Origin of the sequence: Sphingopyxis indica (genome assembly GCF_032879645.1) — a bacterium.
Classification (GTDB): Bacteria; Pseudomonadota; Alphaproteobacteria; order Sphingomonadales; family Sphingomonadaceae; genus Sphingopyxis; species Sphingopyxis indica.
Window position 1 is genome coordinate 149,055 of sequence record NZ_CP076394.1, and the last position, 19,803, is coordinate 168,857.

20 protein-coding genes are annotated in these 19,803 nt (G+C 60.7%); 8 read left to right on the forward strand and 12 right to left on the reverse strand.

The genetic code is table 11. The annotated features are described in order from the left end of the window. Positions 1-9 precede the first annotated feature (9 nt). On the forward strand, positions 10-714 hold the full coding sequence (locus KNJ79_RS00735; protein ID WP_317152397.1) for a PepSY domain-containing protein: 705 nt from the start codon (positions 10-12) through the stop codon (positions 712-714). Beyond that, a complete protein-coding gene (locus KNJ79_RS00740; protein WP_317152398.1) occupies positions 711-1,445 on the forward strand; it encodes a PepSY domain-containing protein in 735 nt (244 codons plus the stop codon). Before KNJ79_RS00735 ends, KNJ79_RS00740 begins: the two co-directional genes overlap by 4 nt. A 4-nt stretch (positions 1,446-1,449) precedes the next feature. On the opposite strand, the gene hutC is transcribed toward KNJ79_RS00740, so the two are convergent. The 3 genes from hutC to KNJ79_RS00755 form a co-directional block, all read right to left on the reverse strand. Continuing rightward, a complete protein-coding gene (hutC, locus tag KNJ79_RS00745; protein WP_317152399.1) occupies positions 1,450-2,256 on the reverse strand; it encodes a histidine utilization repressor in 807 nt (268 codons plus the stop codon). A 184-nt stretch (positions 2,257-2,440) separates the two neighbouring features. Next, positions 2,441-3,295: an alpha/beta fold hydrolase gene (locus KNJ79_RS00750; RefSeq protein WP_317152400.1), complete on the reverse strand. Its 855-nt coding sequence runs from the start codon at positions 3,293-3,295 to the stop codon at positions 2,441-2,443. Between the two features lies 1 nt (position 3,296). After that, on the reverse strand, positions 3,297-4,025 hold the full coding sequence (locus KNJ79_RS00755) for a class I SAM-dependent methyltransferase (RefSeq protein WP_317152401.1): 729 nt from the start codon (positions 4,023-4,025) through the stop codon (positions 3,297-3,299). Between the two features lie 127 nt (positions 4,026-4,152). Here KNJ79_RS00755 and KNJ79_RS00760 point away from each other — a divergent pair, with 127 nt between their 5' ends. Next, positions 4,153-4,872 carry an AraC family transcriptional regulator gene (locus KNJ79_RS00760; protein ID WP_317152402.1) on the forward strand — a complete coding sequence of 240 codons (720 nt, stop codon included), beginning with the start codon at positions 4,153-4,155 and terminating at the stop codon, positions 4,870-4,872. A gap of 83 nt (positions 4,873-4,955) precedes the next feature. On the opposite strand, the gene KNJ79_RS00765 is transcribed toward KNJ79_RS00760, so the two are convergent. Then, positions 4,956-6,293 carry a tyrosine-type recombinase/integrase gene (locus KNJ79_RS00765; protein ID WP_317152403.1) on the reverse strand — a complete coding sequence of 446 codons (1,338 nt, stop codon included), beginning with the start codon at positions 6,291-6,293 and terminating at the stop codon, positions 4,956-4,958. 643 nt (positions 6,294-6,936) lie between these two features. Here KNJ79_RS00765 and istA point away from each other — a divergent pair. The 5 genes from istA to KNJ79_RS00790 all read left to right on the forward strand — a co-directional run bounded on the left by istA (position 6,937) and on the right by KNJ79_RS00790 (position 12,214). Continuing rightward, positions 6,937-8,451: an IS21 family transposase gene (gene istA / locus KNJ79_RS00770; RefSeq protein ID WP_317152380.1), complete on the forward strand. Its 1,515-nt coding sequence runs from the start codon at positions 6,937-6,939 to the stop codon at positions 8,449-8,451. Further along, complete coding sequence (gene istB, locus KNJ79_RS00775; RefSeq protein WP_317153878.1) at positions 8,438-9,166, forward strand: IS21-like element helper ATPase IstB; 729 nt, start codon at positions 8,438-8,440, stop codon at positions 9,164-9,166. The genes istA and istB overlap by 14 nt, the downstream gene beginning before the upstream one ends. A gap of 226 nt (positions 9,167-9,392) precedes the next feature. Continuing rightward, complete coding sequence (repC, locus tag KNJ79_RS00780) at positions 9,393-10,418, forward strand: replication initiation protein RepC (protein WP_317152404.1); 1,026 nt, start codon at positions 9,393-9,395, stop codon at positions 10,416-10,418. A gap of 211 nt (positions 10,419-10,629) precedes the next feature. After that, the gene (gene mobC, locus KNJ79_RS00785) at positions 10,630-11,184 is read left to right on the forward strand and encodes a plasmid mobilization relaxosome protein MobC (RefSeq protein ID WP_317152405.1); all 555 of its coding nucleotides are present in this window, start codon (positions 10,630-10,632) and stop codon (positions 11,182-11,184) included. Next, positions 11,171-12,214, forward strand: coding sequence for a relaxase/mobilization nuclease domain-containing protein (locus KNJ79_RS00790; RefSeq protein WP_317152406.1), 1,044 nt, complete (start codon positions 11,171-11,173; stop codon positions 12,212-12,214). The genes mobC and KNJ79_RS00790 overlap by 14 nt, the downstream gene beginning before the upstream one ends. A gap of 171 nt (positions 12,215-12,385) precedes the next feature. Here the strand turns inward: KNJ79_RS00790 and KNJ79_RS00795 are convergent, their stop codons facing one another. The 8 genes from KNJ79_RS00795 to KNJ79_RS00830 all read right to left on the reverse strand — a co-directional run bounded on the left by KNJ79_RS00795 (position 12,386) and on the right by KNJ79_RS00830 (position 19,776). Further along, positions 12,386-12,568 carry a hypothetical protein gene (locus KNJ79_RS00795; RefSeq protein WP_317152407.1) on the reverse strand — a complete coding sequence of 61 codons (183 nt, stop codon included), beginning with the start codon at positions 12,566-12,568 and terminating at the stop codon, positions 12,386-12,388. 410 nt (positions 12,569-12,978) lie between these two features. Beyond that, complete coding sequence (locus KNJ79_RS00800) at positions 12,979-13,272, reverse strand: type II toxin-antitoxin system RelE/ParE family toxin (RefSeq protein ID WP_317152408.1); 294 nt, start codon at positions 13,270-13,272, stop codon at positions 12,979-12,981. Continuing rightward, the gene (locus KNJ79_RS00805; RefSeq protein WP_317152409.1) at positions 13,260-13,538 is read right to left on the reverse strand and encodes a CopG family ribbon-helix-helix protein; all 279 of its coding nucleotides are present in this window, start codon (positions 13,536-13,538) and stop codon (positions 13,260-13,262) included. Before KNJ79_RS00805 ends, KNJ79_RS00800 begins: the two co-directional genes overlap by 13 nt. Positions 13,539-13,687: 149 nt before the next feature. Continuing rightward, positions 13,688-14,434 (reverse strand): metallophosphoesterase, encoded by a 747-nt coding sequence (locus tag KNJ79_RS00810; RefSeq protein ID WP_317152410.1) that lies wholly within the window; start codon positions 14,432-14,434, stop codon positions 13,688-13,690. Positions 14,435-14,526: 92 nt separating this feature from the next. Continuing rightward, positions 14,527-17,121, reverse strand: coding sequence for a DEAD/DEAH box helicase (locus tag KNJ79_RS00815; RefSeq protein WP_317152411.1), 2,595 nt, complete (start codon positions 17,119-17,121; stop codon positions 14,527-14,529). Between the two features lie 4 nt (positions 17,122-17,125). Further along, a complete protein-coding gene (locus KNJ79_RS00820; RefSeq protein WP_317152412.1) occupies positions 17,126-18,919 on the reverse strand; it encodes a site-specific DNA-methyltransferase in 1,794 nt (597 codons plus the stop codon). Positions 18,920-18,991: 72 nt separating this feature from the next. Next, the gene (locus KNJ79_RS00825; protein ID WP_317152413.1) at positions 18,992-19,345 is read right to left on the reverse strand and encodes a hypothetical protein; all 354 of its coding nucleotides are present in this window, start codon (positions 19,343-19,345) and stop codon (positions 18,992-18,994) included. A gap of 11 nt (positions 19,346-19,356) precedes the next feature. After that, complete coding sequence (locus KNJ79_RS00830; RefSeq protein ID WP_317152414.1) at positions 19,357-19,776, reverse strand: helix-turn-helix domain-containing protein; 420 nt, start codon at positions 19,774-19,776, stop codon at positions 19,357-19,359. Between the last annotated feature and the right edge of the window lie 27 nt (positions 19,777-19,803).

Here is a 19,803-nt window from a genome sequence, read left to right on the forward strand (position 1 = left end):
AATTGGGAGATGGCGATACGTTGGCCGCTGCTCGTTCGGCGAACGCATAAATGGCTGGCGCTGGTCGTGGGCGTCCAGGCTTTGCTCTGGACCTTGACCGGCTTCTACATGGTGGTCGTTCACATCGACACCATCCACGGCGATCATCTGGTGCGCTCCCCGGTGGCCCAGCCCTTCGACCTCGACGGCCTCGCAGCGCCGTCGAAGGTCGTCGCGGCCGCGCCGGGGGTGTCCGAAATCCGTCTCCAGCGTTTTTTTGGCCAACCGGTATGGCGCGCCGAGACCCCTGAAGGCGCGCGCCTGTTCGACGCGCGTTCGGGTGCGCCGCTGCCTGCCCTGACCGAGTCCCAGGTCCGCGAACAGGCACGGCGCATCTACACCGGCGACGGCAAGATCGTTTCAGTGCGACTTTTGACCGAGGCGCCTCAGGAAATGCAGGCGCGCAAGCCACCCTATTGGCAGATCGAGTTCGAAGGCTGGAACCGCCCGACGCTCTATCTGTCGCCGACGACCGGCGAGCTCATTTCGCGCCGCCACGCATTGTGGCGCGTGTTCGACTTTGCGTGGATGCTCCACATCATGGACTATGATGAGCGGGCCGACGTCAACAACCCGCTGCTGCGCGTCGCAACCTGGAGCGTCTTCGCGATGGCGCTTTCCGGTGCGTGGCTGCTGATCTGGTCCTTCAAACGCCGCAAGAGGAAGCAGGCATGAAACGCATCCGGCTGACGCCGCTCTTCTTCCGGCGCATCCACAAATGGGTCGGACTCATCCTGGGCCTCCAGTTCCTGCTCTGGGCGCTCAGCGGATCGGTCATGGCGCTGCTCGACAAGGACAAGGTTGGGGGACACGGCGGCGGCATGTCGCATGCGCATGCCTTGCCCGCCGGCGAATATTTCGATGTCGCCGCCCTACCGCGCGGCGAACCCGTCACTGGCGTGGTTCTGCGCGATCTCGGTGCGCGGCCGGTCTATGAGGTCCGCGCCGCCGGGGGCACACGCCTTGTCGATGCGACGAGCGGCGAGGATATTCGGGTCGACGAGCAGGTCGCCCGCGATGTCGCGGCGATGATGAACGAGGCGCCGATCCGCAACGTAAGTGTGCTCGCCAAACCCAATCTTGAATCGCGCGACCATGAAGGCGCGATGTGGCGCGTCGATTTCGCGGACGCCGAAAACAGCAGTGCCTATGTTTCGCTCGACACCGCGCGCTTCCTCGTGATGCGCGGCGATACCTGGCGGACGTGGGACTTCTTCTGGATGCTTCACAATATGGATTATGTGAACCGGAAGAGTTTCAACCACCCGCTGATCATCTTCGTCGCATTCGGCGCGCTGTGGCTTTCGGGGACCGGTTTCTATCTACTCTTCAAAAGCTTCAGCCGCGCCGATTTTCGCTGGCTGCGCCGTCGCCGCAAGCCCGTCGTTACCCGCAGCACGGCCTGACGCGTCAGTCGTCTACCGAAAAGGCGGCGGAAAGCTCGAAGCGCGTGCCGGGATGGGAGAGCCAGGCGTGCGACACCAGCCGACCGTTGCTCCAGGTCCGCCGGGTCATGCGCAGAACCGGTTCCCCCTCGTTGAGACCAAGCATGCCGCGCGTGCGCGCGTCGGGCATTTCCGCGCGGACGCGGTGTTCGACCCGCTCGAGCGGCGCGGTGCGCGTCAAATATTCGTTGGGCGTGAGCTGCGTAAAATCTAGCGTGCCATAATCCGGCGCGGCAGATGCGAGCACGAACCGCTCTTCGAGCTGGATCGGGAATTCGGCCTCATGGTGCACGATGATCGAGTGGAAGATTTTCGTGCCCACCGGCACCTCTAGCAGCGCGGCGGTCTCGGTGCTGGCCTTCTCCTCGACATTCTGGATGACCCTCGCCCGGTAGTCATGACCGCGTCCCCGAATTTCCTCGGCGATATTCCGGATCTCGATCATATGGCCGATCGGCTTTGGCTCCGCGATGAACGAGCCGCTGCCTGCACGGCGGACGATGATACCTGCCGATTGCAATTCGCGAAGCGCCCGGTTCGCCGTCATGCGCGAGACGTCGAATTGCCCGACCAGATCGGCTTCCGACGGCACGCGGTCGCCCGGTTTCAAACGGCCGTCGCGGATGGCATCATGGATGCTTTGCTTGATCGCTGCGTAGCGCGGTGGGGCATCCGGGGAAGCACCGTCGGCAGACCGCTGGGCACTGTTCGAGTTCAGTCGAGGCATAAGATCCATCACCCGTCTATACAGGTGAAACCATTCAGATTCCAAGCGTTCCGACGTGAATTTCCGATGGACTCCTTCCAAAGTCATATGACTGCAAGAAACGATTCGCGGCATCGGGGCGACTGGTGCCTGATGCCACCGATTTGTGACGGCAAGTCATCTCGCCAAATGACTATTGGGCTTGCCCATGCCAGCCAAAAGCTCGGCTACCTTGAGTGAAGCTCGGCGATTAGTCAGGGCCTGCTGATGCTGTGGGCAGCGGCGGAAGCTCGTTCAGGAATTCGCGGATGGCAGGCGCCAGGCATCTAGCGAAATCCTCGGCTGTCATGATCGCGTCCGACATTGCTGCCGCAGCCAGCTTGCCGTGCGGCAGCAGGTCAGCGAGCTGCTCCGCTAACGCTTGTGGATGCCTCTCGTCCATTCCTGGAATGATCAGCGTCGGCATTGCTATACCTGCGAGTTCGCTGACGCCGCGGAAGGCGCGGTCATCACCTATTGCCGCGGCAGCCGCAATGCTGGCAGCATTGCTTCGCGGAATCGCGTCGTAAACCATCTCGCGAATGACTGGCGCCAAATTGGGCAGTATTGGCGCCCAGGCCGCATAAAGCCCTTCTTCGCGGACGCGCGCCGCGAACTCTCTCATGAATGCCGTTTCAGCTACTTTGGCCTCGTCGTCTTCGATGTCTTCAACGCTGATCAAGATGGCCGCTCTCACTCTCTCCCGATGGGCGCGTGCGGTTCGCAAAGTGATCGTGGCGCCGAGCCCCGCACCGCCGACAATGGCGGAATCTGCCTTCAGGTGATCGAGAAGCGCGATCACGTCGGCTGCGTAGGACGTCCAGGTGTGTTTCGCTTCCTCGCTGCAAAGGGACCGGCCATAGCCACGGACATCGGGCAGCAGTACCGCATGCCGGTCGCACAGCTGGCGCGCCAAGGGTATCAAACTTTGATGATCAGGGCCGCCGCCATGCATGAGCACAACGACGTTGGCGGTCGGCAGCCGGCGATAGGGATCTACAAGCGCAGCAAAGAGCGGCCAGCCGTCAGGTCCGGAATAGGTTATGTCGATTATGTCGGTCCGCATGCTAACCGCCACGAGCTGCCGAGAGGATGATCGCACCGTCATCCGAAAGACCATTTAATCGGGCTATATCAAGCAGCCTCTCCAGATCGCCGCGCAATCCGCAAGGCTCCAGGATCTCGTGAAGCCTCTGTCTGGCCGATAATTCGATTTGGGAAACGGAGAGGGGCACGAGAAAAAGCCTACAAGAATAGTCGATCCTAAAGCCCGCGGTCAGAAATGGGGCGGCGAGATCAGCTGGCTGGGGGCAGGGATTGTGCACAAGACCGGCCCGACGGTCTATTACCTTTATCCATTCGTCATATAGCTGTGCTGCCCGCTGCGATGGAATGGCCGCATCGTACCAGCAATCCAACACTACGACACCAAGCCGTGCGACCCTGATTGCCTCCTGAAGCCCCCTATGAAGGTTTTCCAGATGGTGCGCGGCGTATTCCAAAGTCACCACATCAAAGCTTTGATCCGGGAATGGAAGTGTCTCTGCTCGGCCGAGGTGTATTTCCAGACCTAGCGCGCGGCCTTCCTCTACCGCCTCTTCCTCCGGGTCTATACCGACGCAGTGGGCGACATCGGCTTCGCTGAATAGCTGCAGCGAAGCACCATTGCCGCACCCTACGTCCAGTATCGACGACGGCTTGAAGGCGAGCACACGCGATAGGAATTCCTTGCGATACTTCCCGTGCGGGCGAGGCATTTCTTCCGGCTCTCGCTGTTCGACCATCTTCAACGACATCTGCAACTCCACCTGATGGCGTCTGGTAGGCAATCCGCGTTGTGTCGGATATGTGCTCGCATGACAAAGAATATTCTGAATCGGACATATTGTGATAATTGCCGAAGGCGGGGCCGATGCCCTCTCAGTGAACCGTTCGGTTTTTCCGGCGGGGTTCAGGGGCACGTGGCATGCCCATCCTGCCGCACAGCTCATCTATCCGAGCCGCGGTGTGATGATCCTCGAAACGGCGGCTGGATGCTGGGTGGTGCCGCCCCAGCAAGCCTGCTGGCTTCCTTCCAATGAAGATCACCGCGTGCAAACTTCAGCTGGCTTCGAAATGCTCAGCGTTTACTGTCGCGGCAGCGTGCTCCGCCGGCTGCCCGAGGCTCCCGGTGTCGTTGCGGTGAGTGGCCTCCTGCGCGAGTGCATCTTTGCCCTCGAAAAGGCAGCGCTGCGCTCCCGGCGCATCAGTTTGACGATCTTGTTCTCCCAGGAAGTGTCCGTCGAAATCGCGCCATCCCTGTTCGTCCCTCAACTGCGGTCCTCGCGTCTAAGAAAAATCGAGGCCGCTCTCTCGCGGGAGCCGGGGAATGACAAACCATTGTCGGAGTGGGCGAGCGAATTGGGCGCGAGCAGCAGGACCTTGGCTCGCGCGTTCGAGCGTGAAGCCAATATGACTTTTACCAATTACAGAAGACAGGCGCGACTTCGGGCCGCCCTGGTTCGCTTGGCCGAAGGAGAGCCCATCACCAATATCGCCCTGGATTTGTCATTTGGCTCGGCCAGCAATTTCATCCGTATGTTCCGTCAGGCGACCGGCGTCACCCCGGGGAAGTATTTCCAAAGCCAGTCCAAGCGGAGGTAGATGGTCGAATTTCGGCGCGCCCTTAGCTGCGGCTTGCGATCTGAATTCAAGCCTCCCTCCAAAATCGCGTAGCCCTGTCCCAGCTAGGCTGCCTTGCGGATTGGTGCCTCCTGTCGCTCGAGGAACTCGGAGAGAGCCGCCTTCCGCGATGCGCGATCGAGCGAATAAGCACGCTGCTTGAAGATTCTTCCGTCGAGCAGGGCGGCAATGTAGCCGGCCAGTGTGTCGGCCGCCATAATCAACGCCGCGTCCAGGACATGGATATATTTGCTCGTTACCGACCCCTTCGCATGACCCATAAGGGCGGCGATGGTGACCTCGGTGAAGCCCAGGTCATTACCGATGCTGGCGAAGCTGTGGCGCAGAACATGCGCAGTGACGCCTTCGAGGGGCGAGCCCAAGAATATCTCGTCCCAATGGTTTGGAAAGCCGCCAAATGCCGTGTCCTCCCCGCGTGGGCCAGGAAACACATAGGTGCCATTGTCTTCGCTTTGGCGCTGCTCCAGAAACTCCACAACCGGCAAGCCGACAGGGCGGACCGACTTTCCCTCCTTGCTCTCAGAGAGACGCAGGCAACTTCCGTCGATATCGACATCGCACCATTTGAGATTGATAATCTCACCGCGCCGGCAACCCGTAAGCGCGATTTGCCGAATGATATCGATCGTCGGGCCGAACTTCTCGATTTGCGCAGCGGCCTTGAGCATGCGGCCAAGAATTCGATACTCGCCGTCGTTGAGACGCCGCGAACGGACATTGTCTTTGGGACGCTTGATGCCATGCGCGGGATTGCTGTCGATGATGCCGAGATCGACGGCATAGGTCAGTATTCCGCCAATCAACCCCAGCGTCCGAGCCGCCGTGCCTGGCCCACCCCGCACATTGGCGCGGCCGCGGAGCTTTTTGGTCTTGATGAAGGCTTTGGTCTTCCCCGCCATGATATCGCGCATGGCTTTCGTGAGGATCGCCTTAGTGAGGTCTTTGACCCGGCGGGATCCGAGGAGCGGGATGACGTGCCGTTCGATCCGGCCCAGATCGATGTCGACGGTCGATTGCTTCTTCGGGCGGCCCCCTTTGCCCAGAATGAGTCCATCCCTGAGATCCTGCATGTAGAGCTCGCATAGCTCCTTCATCGACATCGCTTTGTTGAGTTCGGCCCGTTCTTCGGCAGGGTCCTCGCCTTGAGCAACCCTACCGAGCTGGGACTTGGCCTCCCGCCTGGCAGTTTCCGGGGTCCAGACTCCATGGATGCCGATCGTGTAACGACGCGAGCGGCCTCCGGCGCGATACTGAATGAGGTAGCTGCGCTTGCCGGTGGGGAATATCCGGAGCCCGAAGCCAAGTAGTTCATCGTCCCAGAGGACATAATCTTTCGTCTCTGCTACAGCTGCATCGACAACGCGCTTGGTCAGTTTGACCATCGAGCCTACTCCCGTTTGGCCCGGTTTTCGCGTAAGCACCACGTAAGCACGCGGAAGGAAATCAGGGCGAATTCAAGGTTACGGCAGCGCAGATCGACAAATCAAGAATAGCGTTTTATTATAGTGGCTTAGGCTAGAAAAACTTGCTCTGGCGTAGGCTGGCGCAAACATGCTAGTACCCCCTCCGAAGGCAGAGGCCACAGGTTCGAATCCTGTCGGGTGCGCCATTATTTTCAATGACTTACGAGCAGAGTGGCGGCTCTGTATGGCATCCTGATCCGGATTATCTCCGGATTAAACCGCCTTTGTTTGGCGATCCCCGCCCCCTACATGGCACCGCTTTCCAGTGCCTGAGCCAGAACGACGGACAGCAAAAAGCCGCCGAAAGGGCTGCCACCCTTTGCGACGGCGCATTGCATAGCACAGCAGCTATAGGCGAATCATACGGCAGGGCTGCGCTCCGTTCAAGCGGCATGTCACCGGGAGGTGCAGCATGAGCATCACCCTGACGCATTCCGGTCTTCCGGATGAGGATCAGCGTGCAATAGGCACCCCCTTCGTGGGGTGATCGGCGTGCAAAAAGGACCCCTTCATCCCGGGGATTTAGTCGGCCGACTGGTTTTGATCAGTTGGCGAGAACGGGATGTTGATCGTGGAGACAGTGGTTCGGATTCGGCGTGAGCATGCAGCGGGGAAGGCGATCAAGGCGATCGCGCGCGACCTTCGTTTGTCGCGGAAGGTAGTCCGCAAGGCGATCCGGTCGCCGGAGGCGGCGTTCAACTATCAGCGCAAAGTCCAGCCGCTGCCGCGGATCGGTCCTTATCAGGATCGTCTCGATGCGCTGCTTGAGGAGAACGAAGGTCGCGGCCGCCGCGATCGGCTACGGATGACGCGTATCCATGACCTGCTGGTGCGCGAGGGGTTCGATGGATCCTATGATGCGGTGCGCCGCTATGCGGCGCGCTGGCGTGCTGCGCGGCGGAAGGATGCTGGCGAAGGCGCACCGGCGTTCATCCCGATGACCTTCCAGCCGGGTGAGGCCTACCAGTTCGACTGGAGCCACGAGGATGTGGAGATCGCCGGCAAGCCGATGCGGGTGAAGGTGGCGCATATGCGTCTCTGCGACTCGCGCGCACCTTATGTCCGGGCTTATCCGCGCGAGGGCCAGGAGATGCTGTTCGATGCCCATGCCCGGGCGTTCGCTTTCTTCGGGGGTGTGCCGCGACGCGGTATCTACGATAATATGAAGACGGCGGTGACGGCCGTGTTCACCGGCAAGGAACGTGTGTTCAACCGCCGCTTCCTGATCATGACCGATCATTACATGGTCGAGCCGACCGCCTGCTCGCCGGCGGCGGGATGGGAGAAGGGCCAGGTCGAGCAGCAGGTCCAGACGATCCGAGGCCGCTTCTTCCAGCCGCGGCTCCGGTTCGCCAGCTTGGCTGAGCTCAACGGGTGGCTCGAGGCCGAGTGCCGGCGCTGGGCCGAGCATCATGCCCATCCCGAACGCGGGGATATCACCGTCGCCGAGGCGCTGGATATGGAGCGACCGGCCTTGCAGCCGATCCTGGCACCGTTCGACGGCTTCCATGAGAGCGAGCATGCGGTCACCGGCACCTGCCTCATCAGCTTCGATCGCAACCGCTACTCGGTCATGTCGACGGCCGCACGCCGGACCGTTCAGGTGCGCTCCTATGCCGATCGCATCGTCATACGCTGCGGCGATGCGCTCGTCGGGGAGCATGAGCGCCACTTCGGTCGGAACCGCACGATATACGATCCCTGGCATTATCTGCCGGTCCTCGCGCACAAGCCCGGCGCGCTGCGTAACGGCGCACCGTTCCAGGACTGGGATCTGCCGCCCGCCCTGCACCGATTACGGCGAAGGCTGGGCACCGGGGACGAGGCCGATCGCAGGTTCGTGCGGGTCCTCTCGGCGGTGCTCACCGATGGCCTGGAGCCGGTAGAGGCTGCCGTGCGCGAAGCGCTGGCGAGTGGAACGGCCAGCGACGAGCTGATCCTCAACATCCTCTCCCGGCGCCGCGAGCCGGCGACACCCCACAGCATCGTCACTTCGGAAGACCGGATGCTGCGGCATCCTCCGCTCGCCGACTGTGCCCGCTATGATCTGCTGCGAGGCTATGATGCAGCGGCATGATATGATCGACACGATGCGCGGCCTCGGACTCAAGGGCATGGCGGCGGCGTTCGACGAGGCGGTCACCACCGGCCTCCAGCGCAAGCGCACCACCATGGAGATACTGACCGATCTGCTCCGCGCCGAGGCGACCCACCGGGATGCAGCCTCCATCCGCTATCGGATGACGGCTGCGAGGCTGCCCGTGGTGAAGGACCTGGAGCGGTTCAGCTTCGAGGGCACGCCGATCAATGAGGAGATGATCCGGTCCCTTCATGACGGCTCCTTCCTCCCGCCTCGCCGCAATATCGTGCTGGTCGGCGGCACGGGGACAGGCAAGACCCACCTCGCCATCGCGATCACCGCCAATGTCGTGCGAAGTGGCGCTCGCGCCCGCTACTTCAACACCGTCGATCTGGTGACACGCCTCGAAGAGGAGACCCGGATCGGCAAGGGCGGGACCTTGGCGGCGCAGCTGTCGCGGCTCGACCTGATCGTGCTCGACGAGCTCGGTTATCTGCCGTTCGCCCGCTCGGGAGGGCAGTTGCTGTTCCACCTCATCAGCAAGCTTTATGAGCGGACCAGCGTCATCATCACCACGAACCTCGCCTTCGGCGAATGGCCGACCGTGTTCGGCGATCCCAAGATGACCACGGCGCTGCTCGACCGCGTCACCCACCACTGCGATATCGTCGAGACGGGCAACGACAGCTGGCGCTTCAAAAACCGCAGCTGACAGCCACCTTCGGCGCCTTCAAAAATCTATCTTGCGCTGCGCGCGCCTCCGGTCGGGCTACGCCCGCCCTCCGCCGCACGCAGCGCAAGGCCATCTTCAACAAACCAGCATCATATTATCCGAAAAGGGGGTCCCTCTTCGACGCCGATCGGGGGTCCCTTTTGAACGCCGTTTGACACTTCCGGAAGGGTGCGGACGATTCGATCTACTGTCAGCGTTCGAAGCCGTGGCCAAAGTTCAGTATCGCCTGTCTCGAACAGCGATCGCCCTGATGCGACATTATGTGCTCAGAACCTCCGATGAGGATTATCTGGAGGGACGCATTTGCGCGGTCTGGGCACAGGTTTGTCGCACGGCGCGCGTCCTGAATCTGTCGCCGAGATCCATCAATTATGCCGAACGCGAGCTTGAGACCGCCGGCTTCCTGGTCCGATCCACCGGAAATAACGGCTCGCGTTCGGGTGATCGTTGCAATGGTCGAATCACATGGGCGGCCGGCGCCAATCTCGGCCCACTGATCCAGCGCTATCAGGAACTATTGGGCAAGGCTCAGGCGATGCGCCTCCGCAATCGGGCCATCGACCAGTGCAAGGCCGAGATTCGGCAGATCAATCGCGCGATCAGAAAGAGCGAGGTTGCCGAGGCAAAGACACTAGCCGCCGATATTCTGCCCGATGGGCGCACGGCGCGGATTAATGACCTTGAGCGATTGGAGGACATCAAGACCGCGCTCGCCGCCGTTCTGGTGGAGCTGGAGCCATGCCCCGGTGCGCGAAAAACTTCCGATCGATCGGAAGAAAACTGCGCACCTGATATACCACCAGAAGAATCTTCAAAAATCTGTAGCGGCAGCGCTGCCGCGCCACCTTCTTACGATCGGATCACCCCGCGTCTGGCAGCGGTGCTTGCAACCGATGAGTATCGCAGCGTGCTCGACATGTATGGCGGGGTGAACTGGCCAGCCATCGTGGAGACGTCATTCCAGATGGCTTTGCAAATGGGCGTTGACCAACGAACCTGGCAGACAGCTTGCGCTCGTCTTGGTCGCGAGCGAGCGGCTCTGTGCATCATTATCATCCAGCGCAATGCCGTGCTCGATGTGTCTCATCGTTATCACGTCAAAAGACCGAACGGCTGTCTGGCTGGCATGGTGGAAAGCAGCCTGCGTGGTCAGATGAACCTCGCCGGCCTTGTGGGCGCCATCCTTGATCGGACGAGGGCGATTCCTGCAAAAGCGGGATGCGCAAGATGATGCGGAGGGAGCGGAGACCGGAGGGCCTTCATGGTCTTCGCGTTGCCGGCGCTCGAATTGGCCGTATGCGGGTGGTGGCACGTGCCACCATTGTGGAGGTCAGTGGGGGTAGGTTTTGCTTAGAGCAGGATAAGCCTCGCGGCGTGCATTGTGCACCTCTGCGCTCGCCATTGTGGTTTCGAGCGCAGCGGCAAGGGACACCTACCCCCTGATGGACGGGTGGCTCAGCCTCCGGATCGAGCGTGAGAAAGTCGCTCAGATCGACGTGATCGCGCGGCCATATGGCGGACGTGGACCGTTCATGCGGCAGATTGTGGACAGGCTTCTCGCTCAGGCCGGTGTGGCTCCAGGCGACAATCCCATTCCCAAAGAAGGAACGCCGGCAGGCAAGCGATTGCCACCCCTTCGGCTTACCGAGGCCGAGCTTGCGGTTCTGCGGTATCGGGCACGCGAGCGTCGCATGACTCCATCGACATGGGCAAAGACGCTCATTCGCCTGCATCTGGAGATCGGTGCGCCTGTGGATGACGAGCTGCGAGCAGAGCTGTTGAACTGCCGCCGGCAGCTCCAGCACATTGGACGCAACGTCAATCAGATTGCCAAAGCCATAAACAGGATGGCTTTGGCCGACGGCCCTGCCGAAATTGTCGAACAGTTGCATGCCATGAACGAACTACGCGCCGCGATCGGTGCGGCCGTCGAGGGAATTGGCGCGGCGACCAAGGCCGATCTTTCATATTGGGAGATTCCCGGTGAGCGACTTTGATAACAGCTTCGAAGCCCATCAGCTTGCCTTGTTGTTTCGGCCGCGCCCGAAGGGCGATCCGAACATACGGCTGTCGGCAGGGCTGGCCCGCGCGACGGGGCGAAAGGCTGTGCGTGGAACCACGGCTCGCCTGGCACGCGTTGTCAGCCGGGCACCAGAGGTAATGGTGAAAGTGACAGGCCGTCCAAAGGGAAGTCAGCACCTCGCGGCGCACCTGGACTACATCGGCAGAAGAGGTGGGATCGTCCTCGAAAATCGCGACGGTGACTATCTGGACGAGCGTGACGAGCGGCATGAGCTGGCGAGGCATTGGAGTGATCCGATGTATCGGCGGAATGCTTCGAGCGTTGCCGCTGTCGGCATGATCTTCTCGATGCCGGCGGGCACAGAACCGGGTAAGGTCTTGGCGGCCGTGCGTGAGGTCGCCAAGAGTGAAATCGCGCAGGAGTGGGACTACGTCATGGCGCTGCACACCGATACGCCGAGGCCCCATGTGCATCTTACGGTCGCAGCGCGCGGCGATACGGGCCGGCGCTTTAACCCGCGGCCGCACACACTGCACCGCTACCGCGAGCGGTTCGCTGAGGAGCTGCGAGCAAGAGGTGTGACCGCTGAGGCGACTCCGCGTGCCGCACGAGGTGTTGGGCGTGCGGGGCACAGCATGGCGCTCCATCGCATGCGAGAGCGATTGAAAGCGGGGACTGCGATACCACCGCGCGCCAATCAGCGGTTCCGCGCCGCCGTCATCGCCGACTATAAGAGTGAGGCGCCACCACCACGGTTCGTCAGCGCGAGTAAGAAACTATGGGCGGAGACATCCCGTGTTTATCTGGCAGCGGCCGACCAGCTTGCCCAGAGCACGGATGCTGCCGACCGTCAGCTTGCCGACAAGGTGCGGGACTTCGTGAAGCGCGGGCGGATGCCCACCGCTCACGAACAAGCGATAACCGCAATCGAGCGCGCCGCAATTCGCGACCGGTCGCCAAGCGAACGAGAGCAACAGCCGGGACCGCCAGGTCGCTCGCGTTGATCGCCAACTATCGTTGTTGCTTGTAGACTACACTGAAATCAGCCGGGCGGTGGCACGTGCCACCGCTTATCGAAGCGGTGCGCAGTTCTCGGCCGCCCGCGCAACCGGCAGCGGCGTTTATGCTTGGAAATCGGTGTAAAAAAGAGGGAGGCCGGAGCCTCCCTCGGTGCGTCAATTGAAGAGCTGGGCTGCGCCGCTCATCACCACGCCTGCGGCGATGATAAGGCCGAAAGCACCGATCAACCAGGTCTGTGCTTTCAACTGCGCCCTGATCTCGGCGTTAGCATCCTTAATCTTCACTGCAACATACTCCTCAACAGCCTTAACAACTTCGGCTGCCGCGTCGTCGGACACATTAACCGATTGCAGCGCTTGATACAATTCAATGTGGATCCGGTTCTCCTTCTGCGTTGTGGGGAGTGACGGGCAGGCATGGGCACCGGCGGCGGCTGTCCAGGACCGCGACGCGGCCGCGCAAGCGGGCGGTGGGGGAGCCGATTTGCGTAGCAAATTGGGGGGAACCGCCGATCCTTGATGGGCGCCGCGAACCCATGCCACAATAGGACGACAACAGAGCGTATCCCCCCGGAAGTCGTCAGCTCATTTGGCAGGCGGTGGCATGTGCCACCACCTGCTGCGCGAAGCGCATTAAGGATTGATTCTCGATGTTACGAAATTCGCGAGAAGCTTTTCCGACCGGCCTTTGCGATGCAAGTATGGGTGCGCGATTTTCGCTCGGGCGGAGCAGCCGCATCGCGCTCCGATCAATATCCGGCTTCCTTCTGATGTCGGAACGCCAGTACATAGATCGCATCATCGGCGGGTTCATGGCGATACAACGCTACATAGCCGGAATCTCCGAACGGTATCACCAGCTCGCGAAGTTCCGGAAACTCCGGAAACGGCCTGCCTATGCTCGGCGACTCTTCCAGCAGCAGGAAATGCCGCTCGATCGCCTGTGCAGCCCGCTGAGCGGCTTCCGGAGCCTTGTCGGCCAGAAAGCGGCGGCAACGATCCAAACCCGGCGCTGCGCCGGGCGTGACGATCAGTTGTGGCACTCAGGCACCGCCGTCTCGTCCTCGGTGCCCCATGTGCGGAGCCAAGCGCGCACTTCCTTACCGGTTAGATGCTGTCCGGTTTCCTGATAGGCCGCCCAGCTCGCCAAGGCTTCCTGCTTGAAGCTCTCGCGCGCTTCTTCGCGGTCGACATACTGCTGGATTGCTTCGAGCATGATCCAGTGAGCCGATCGCCGGCGCTGACTGGCAAGATGCCGCACGCGCCCTTTCAGCTCGTCATCGAGCTTGATGGATGTCGCTGCCGCCATTGAGAAAGCTCCATAGCAAGAGGTAATACCAAACACTACTTTATGCCTCCTCCGGCCCGCTGTCCAAGGTCAAATTGTCCAGGGTGGTGGCACGTGCCACCACCGATGTGGCGCCCGAAAGATCAGCCGCTCCGTTCAGTGGCGCGATGTTACAAATATCGCCGCGATGGGCGGTAGAAGCGCTCGCCGCTCCCATAAACGGGCATGAGGGTATGCAGATCGAGAAAAGCGAACCGCCCCAGCCTCCTGCCGCCGCCGGTGTCGATGAAGTGGACATTCCCCAGGACAGCTACATCCGGGATAGTCATGTGCCCATGGACGACCGCTCGGATATTACGGACAGGGCGATCATACTGCCGGACGTAGCGGGCGCACGACCACAAGCTGACCATCATGGTTTCGTCGAGATCGTCCAGGCTATCCCAATCCACCGTGCGCATTTCTTCCCAGTCATCGAAAGGGCAATCGGCGTGGACCAACCCGACCGTGCCCGCCGGTGTCTTCACTTCCATCACGACAGGCAAAGCCTTCAATCGTTCGCCGATAAGCGCTTGCCGCTCAGGAGGGAGTTCCTGCAACCATTCTCCGCCTTCCTCGGCATGCACCACACCGGGGAACGGTTCGCCTGCGACGGAACGCCATGTGAGCATTTCGTGATTGCCGGCGATGGCGTGAAACCAGGGCTTGTCGAGCCAGTTCAGCACGTCGGCAGATTGTGGTCCGCGATCGACAAGATCGCCCACCGCGAACAACCTGTCCATCGCAGGGTCGAAACCAATTTCGTCCAGCCCCTCCTGCAAGACCGAAAAGGCGCCATGAATGTCCCCCACGGCGAAATCGCGCCCCCTCTCGTTGAGACCGTAGCTGACAAACCGGCGCTGTCCGCTGCGAGGCATCGTTGGTTCCATTGCATCATGATACGGGGGCAAACGGTGGGAACCAATGGCAATGCGCGGGGAAGCTTCATACGCTCCCTCATGCCGTCCCGTCAGAGATACGCGGGCAGGTTCGCCTTCCATTCGCTCATCAGGATCAAGGTGCCTTCCACGGTTTCGCCGTTGTTGACCAGTTCCAGTTCGCCGACCGGCGTGGTCTCGTCCCACTGGAAATGATCCGATAGGAACGAAAGCGCTTCGCGCTTGTAAGCCGTGTCGAGATTGTCGAGCTGATCGCCCTTGGTCTCCAGCACAGTAATCCGGTTGGCTTCTCCGTCACGCTGCACGGCGAAGATGAAATCCGGATAGATTTTGGCCTTCTTCCACCCCTGAATACCATATTGCGTTCGCGCGACATTGCGGTGCCACCAGGCCAGCGTCTTTTCGCCGTCGAGATAGACCGCCACATCCCGCTCATCGCTGTTCAGCTCGTTCTCATAGACGGGTGCGAACAGGCTCTTTTCGAGCGGGCCGCCCGCGCGGTTCAGGAGCTGGCGAGCATTCTCCGGTTCCGTTGTTTCGACGCTGAAGGGCATCCGCCAGTTGCGGCCATCGAGCCGCAAACGGAACTGGATGCGCCCCGCCGCCACTTCGTTCTTGAACATGGCTTCAGCGCGCGCATTGCGTGCGGCGTCGAGACCCTTGCGCAGCTCTTCCACGATCAGGCTGGCGAGCAGGCCAAGCTTGGCGTCATCGAAACCCCGCGTCCGAAGGGCCGCGACTGCCGCGCCGACAATCTCGCGCCCGACGAAGGGATTCGGCACGATGTCGGAAATCATCCGGACGGCATGCGCCGGATCGAAGGCAAGGATTTCCGCATTGGCGGCCACCGTCTCGCCGACGAACAATTCGTCGCCGTCCTCGGCAAGCCTGATCCGTTGGAGTTGGCTTTCCGCCGCCTGGGCGTTCTTCGGCACGCGATCCGCGATTTCCTTCGGATCGAAGCCCCGCCAGTCGAGCGCGGAGAGCACATCCATCTCATAGTCCAGCTCGCGCGCGTCGCCGTCGTCCTCCACCACCATCACCTTGGGCAAGTAGATTTCCGTGGAGGCGAAAACCTGGCGGCGTTTGATCGTGCGGGCCGTCTTGTCTGTCCCGCTCTTGTCGTCCTGCGTCACGCGCAGCACCAAATCGCCGAGGCCATCCTGCTCAAGGCCATCCTTGATAGCGCCGACCACCGTGGCCGTATCGGCGTGGTGCGTGATGACATGGCATTCGTCGAGCGCTTCAACGCCAGTCTTCAGCGCGCCGGGCTGGCGGAGGATGCGGCCGACGAGCTGCGTCATGGCCTTGAGGTTGGCGCTGGCCGCAAGACTGCACAGCACATAGGCGAAGGGGCAATCCCAGCCCTCTTGCAGCGCTTGTTTCGTGATAATCGCCCGCACGCGGTTGGTGGGCGACAGCAGGTCCTGATTTTCGGGATTGTTGAGATCGTTTTGCTGCGCGGTTTTGACTGCGATTTCCGCTGGATCGAAACCCGCCGTCAGGAGCCAGTCCTTCACATCTTCGGCGTGGATATGGCCGCTTTCGCGCTGATCCGCGCCCGTGCGCTCTACCTGGATCAGCATGATCGGGCGAATATAGCGGCCTGTGTCGGCCCGCAATTGCCGAGCTTCGACATCAAGCGTGTCGAGCTTGGCGAGCGCCGCGTTCAGCGTGGCCTTCCAGTCATTGCCCTGCCGGGGATCGAGGTTGAGCGGCATCTTTATCATGCCCTCACGGTCCAGCTCGCGCCCCGTCACTTCCACCAGCACATTGGCATAGCGGCCTTCGCGCGGATTGCGGCCGCCGCGCGGCTGCACGTCCTGCGGCGTGGCCGTCAACTCCAGCACGAAACACGGATTGAAACCGTAGAGCGTGCCGAAGGCGAGATCGGAAATGGCGCGGTGGCCCTCATCCATCACCACCACGGGCCGGATGATCCGAAGGGCGTTCCCGAGGGAATCCTTCACCATCGGGAACATGCCCGTATAGGCGGAGAGGTTCGGCGTGCGGTCGATGGCGGCCTGATGCGCCTGTTGCTCACCTTCGGGCGGGAAGAAGCCGTGCACGTCGCCCCGGTCCTGAAACATTTTCAGGGAATCCTGCGTCTCGCGGTTCGCGGATTGCAGCATCAGCAGCATGACGCAGAGATTGGTTTCCACGTCCCGCGCATCGAGCCGGTCGGTTTTCTCCATGATCTTCACGCGCCCCGCCGCCGCGCGGTCGAGCGCCTGGCGATAGGGGTGCTGGCGATCCTTCAAGTGCTTGAGTGTCTGCGTGTAAATTGCCTCATTCGGCACGATCCACAGGACGAAGCCGGTGTTGCGGTCGAGATAGCGGCCCATCACCCGCGACACGGCGGAGACGGCAAGCCACGTCTTGCCGCCGCCGGTCGGCACCTTCAGCACGGCGTTGGGCACGGGGCGGTCGCAGCCGTCCATGCGCGGCGAGAACGGAATCGCGGCGCGGGAAGCGGGCAGCTTGCCCACCGCGTTCATGGCTTCCCAAGCCTCCTTCGCAAAATCCGGAATGGCAAGGCCAAGGTCCGGGTCTTGCGCGGCGAGTGCCGCCACTCTGTCGGCGCGCGCCTTCTTTTCCTTCAAGAGGTCCAGATAAGCGTCGAGCGTCGAGAGCACGCGGTCCTGATAATCGAGCTGGCGAAACACAGCGTCAGCTCCGATCTATCCGGTAGAGCGCGAAAGGCAGCGGCACGAACTCCACGGGGATGTTCTGTTCCGCCAGCATCTTCTGGCTCACGAATCGCGCCGGGGCGAAGACAAGGTGCCGCCTGTCTGGATCGGAGGCGGCGAACGCCTTAGCGCGAGCTAGCGTCAACGCCGCTTCCGGCGACTTCAGCCAGTCGAGATCCGGCTTGTAGATCAGCCAGACATGCTGGCCTTCGGATGCGCCGAGGTAGAAATCATCTTCGCGCACGACAACGGTATCTAGCGCGTGATTGGTCGCCATATGGAACAGCGCCGAACCCAGACCGGAATAGGGCGGCAAAGTTTCACCGTTGAGCACCTTGTCCAACTCGACAGGATCGCCGAGCGTGCAATAGGTGAAGCAGCCGCCAAGACCTTCGGCGCGCTCCGCCACCGTTTTCTCCCCGGTCACGATCAACTCGCCGTCCTTCACTTCCTTTTTGATGCGGTCGTACTCGTGGCCGTGCAGGTTCTCGATAGCTTCGACCTTGTGCACCAAATCGCCGCTATTATTGAGGGCGCGCCAATTCAGCCGTTCGCGCAGAAGTTCAGTCTTCTGCGTGCCTTTGAAGTCATAGCCGTTCATAACGCGGCGGACGCGCTCCGCCGTCAGGCGGTCGGCATAGTTTTCCATTTCAACAAGGATGAAGTGGCGGTTGCCGCCATCTTTCTCATTTGTAGCGAGAACGGCGTGTGCCGTTGTACCTGAGCCTGCGAAGGAGTCGAGAACGATGGCATCCGGCCCGCAGGAGAGCTCCAAGATGCGCTCGATGAGTTGCCGTGGCTTGGGGGTTTCAAAAGGCTTCTCACCCTCAAAAAGCTCCTTCAATTCTGCTCCTGCGTTTCGAGTACTCCCCGCGAATGTGTACGGCCACCACGTCTGATTAACCACGCCTGGCTTTGCTTCTTTTAGAAACTTCTTCTCCATTGGGAAATCGGCGTCACCGTTCTTACCCCACCAGATTCGTTTATCACTTTCGAGCCACTTCATTTTGGCGGGCGGTCGTCTCCAGCTACTGCCTTTCGGTGGGAAAACTTCTCGGCCAGCCCTGTTAGTAAGAGCGTAGTAATCTCTATCGCGATGCTCTGCGCGCGTCAGCGGCGCGGCCAACCAATCGCCCCTATGGTCGCCGTCAGGGTTGGTGTAGTTCGCGATCTGATCTTCGTTTCTCTCCAAAAGATCGGGAGTAAAATCTTCCGATTTTCGGAATGCGATTACATGGTTATGAGTTTCAGCGATTCCAGAACTGTTATTACCGGGTGTATCCTTCGACTGCCATACGAAGTTTGCTAGGAAGTTTTCTTTCCCAAAAACTTCATCGAGCATTAATTTAAGGCGGTGCCCTTCATTATCATCTATCGTGATCCAGATACTTCCGTCATCCGCGAGAAGTTCATGGAGTAGCCGCAGGCGCGGCCACATCATTGCGCACCATTTGTCGTGGCGGAGACCATCTTCGATGCCGATGGGGTTGGATTCCAGCCACTCGCGGATCATTGGGGCGTTGACGTTATCGTCGTAACACCAGCCCTCGTTGCCGGTGTTGTAGGGCGGGTCGATAAAGATGCAGTCCACCTTGCCCGCGTAAAGCGGCAGAAGCGACTTTAACGCGTGCAAGTTGTCGCCGTGGATGACGAGATTGCCGTCGAGCGCGACGGGGCCGATGCCTTTGGTTTCATCGGGCACGAGTGGGCGGAAGGGCACCGCCAGATGGTGGTTATAGACAAACTCCTTACCCTTGAAACTCAGCTCCGTCATGCCCGCCCCTTCTTGGTGCCGCCTCTTTACCGCTCATGCGGCAGATCTCTCGGTGTCGTCGTGAAATATGGATCAGCCAGCGGTTTCCGCGTTGCCGCTGGCTGGCTTGGGCATCTCGAATTCCCAATGCCAGAATCCCGATCCAGGGATGCCGCGCGGACGCAGAACCGGCTTGCCGGATCGCGCTTCCACCCACCCCAGGCCAATCAGCACGGCCAACGCCGCACCAGTGATGATTGCCCCATACATCGAATGCGACCCGATCGCCGGAGAAGCAAACGCCAGAAGGCTCAGCCCACAAAGCGCTGTGAGCAATATCAGAGCCTTTCCGCCCAGCAGAAGAGCTGAGTATCCGCTACGCGATCGTTCATGCACAATGTAACCGTGCATGACCCTGCCATAGAAGTCCGGGTTATTCCGTTCCATAATTGACCCTCTCATGAAGAAGCGAACTTATTTATAATGTCGCGCCCCTCCGCGATGATGCTACGCTTATCGAAGAGGTAGAATTGGGCGAATTTTGTGGCATTTATTAGCTTCTCTTCATCCCATTGGATTTTCTGATCCTTATAGGCATCGAGCAGCATCAATACGATCCGCGCGGCATTTTCGACTAAAAGTTCTTCCTTCGCGGAAGATGGCCCTCGTTCATTACCGCGAAGCATCCAGTATGGATCGGTTCCGAACTCCCGCAGGAGGGCGTCGAGAACGCTGGATGGAATCTCGCGCCCACCTCGACTGTAGTGCTGGTAGGCACCCCGACTGATGCCAAGCCGCTGCGAGAATGCTTCCTGCGACAGATTCTCGCGCTTGCGAATCTGCTCAAGGCGCTCCGCCATGTCATCCAGGACAGCCAAGTTCCCTCCTCAACCCACTTTTCAATC

What these genes read in the sequence shown, in the direction of transcription:
- KNJ79_RS00735 (WP_317152397.1), top strand. Translation starts at nt 10, where the DNA reads ATGGCGATACGTTGGCCGCTGCTCGTTCGGCGAACGCATAAATGGCTG.
- KNJ79_RS00740 (WP_317152398.1), top strand. Translation starts at nt 711, where the DNA reads ATGAAACGCATCCGGCTGACGCCGCTCTTCTTCCGGCGCATCCACAAA.
- KNJ79_RS00750 (WP_317152400.1), bottom strand. Translation starts at nt 3,295, where the DNA reads ATGCGGACCGACATAATCGACATAACCTATTCCGGACCTGACGGCTGG.
- KNJ79_RS00755 (WP_317152401.1), bottom strand. Translation starts at nt 4,025, where the DNA reads ATGTCGTTGAAGATGGTCGAACAGCGAGAGCCGGAAGAAATGCCTCGC.
- KNJ79_RS00765 (WP_317152403.1), bottom strand. Translation starts at nt 6,293, where the DNA reads ATGGTCAAACTGACCAAGCGCGTTGTCGATGCAGCTGTAGCAGAGACG.
- istA (WP_317152380.1), top strand. Translation starts at nt 6,937, where the DNA reads ATGTTGATCGTGGAGACAGTGGTTCGGATTCGGCGTGAGCATGCAGCG.
- istB (WP_317153878.1), top strand. Translation starts at nt 8,438, where the DNA reads ATGCAGCGGCATGATATGATCGACACGATGCGCGGCCTCGGACTCAAG.
- mobC (WP_317152405.1), top strand. Translation starts at nt 10,630, where the DNA reads ATGGACGGGTGGCTCAGCCTCCGGATCGAGCGTGAGAAAGTCGCTCAG.
- KNJ79_RS00805 (WP_317152409.1), bottom strand. Translation starts at nt 13,538, where the DNA reads ATGGCGGCAGCGACATCCATCAAGCTCGATGACGAGCTGAAAGGGCGC.
- KNJ79_RS00810 (WP_317152410.1), bottom strand. Translation starts at nt 14,434, where the DNA reads ATGCCTCGCAGCGGACAGCGCCGGTTTGTCAGCTACGGTCTCAACGAG.
- KNJ79_RS00820 (WP_317152412.1), bottom strand. Translation starts at nt 18,919, where the DNA reads ATGACGGAGCTGAGTTTCAAGGGTAAGGAGTTTGTCTATAACCACCAT.
- KNJ79_RS00825 (WP_317152413.1), bottom strand. Translation starts at nt 19,345, where the DNA reads ATGGAACGGAATAACCCGGACTTCTATGGCAGGGTCATGCACGGTTAC.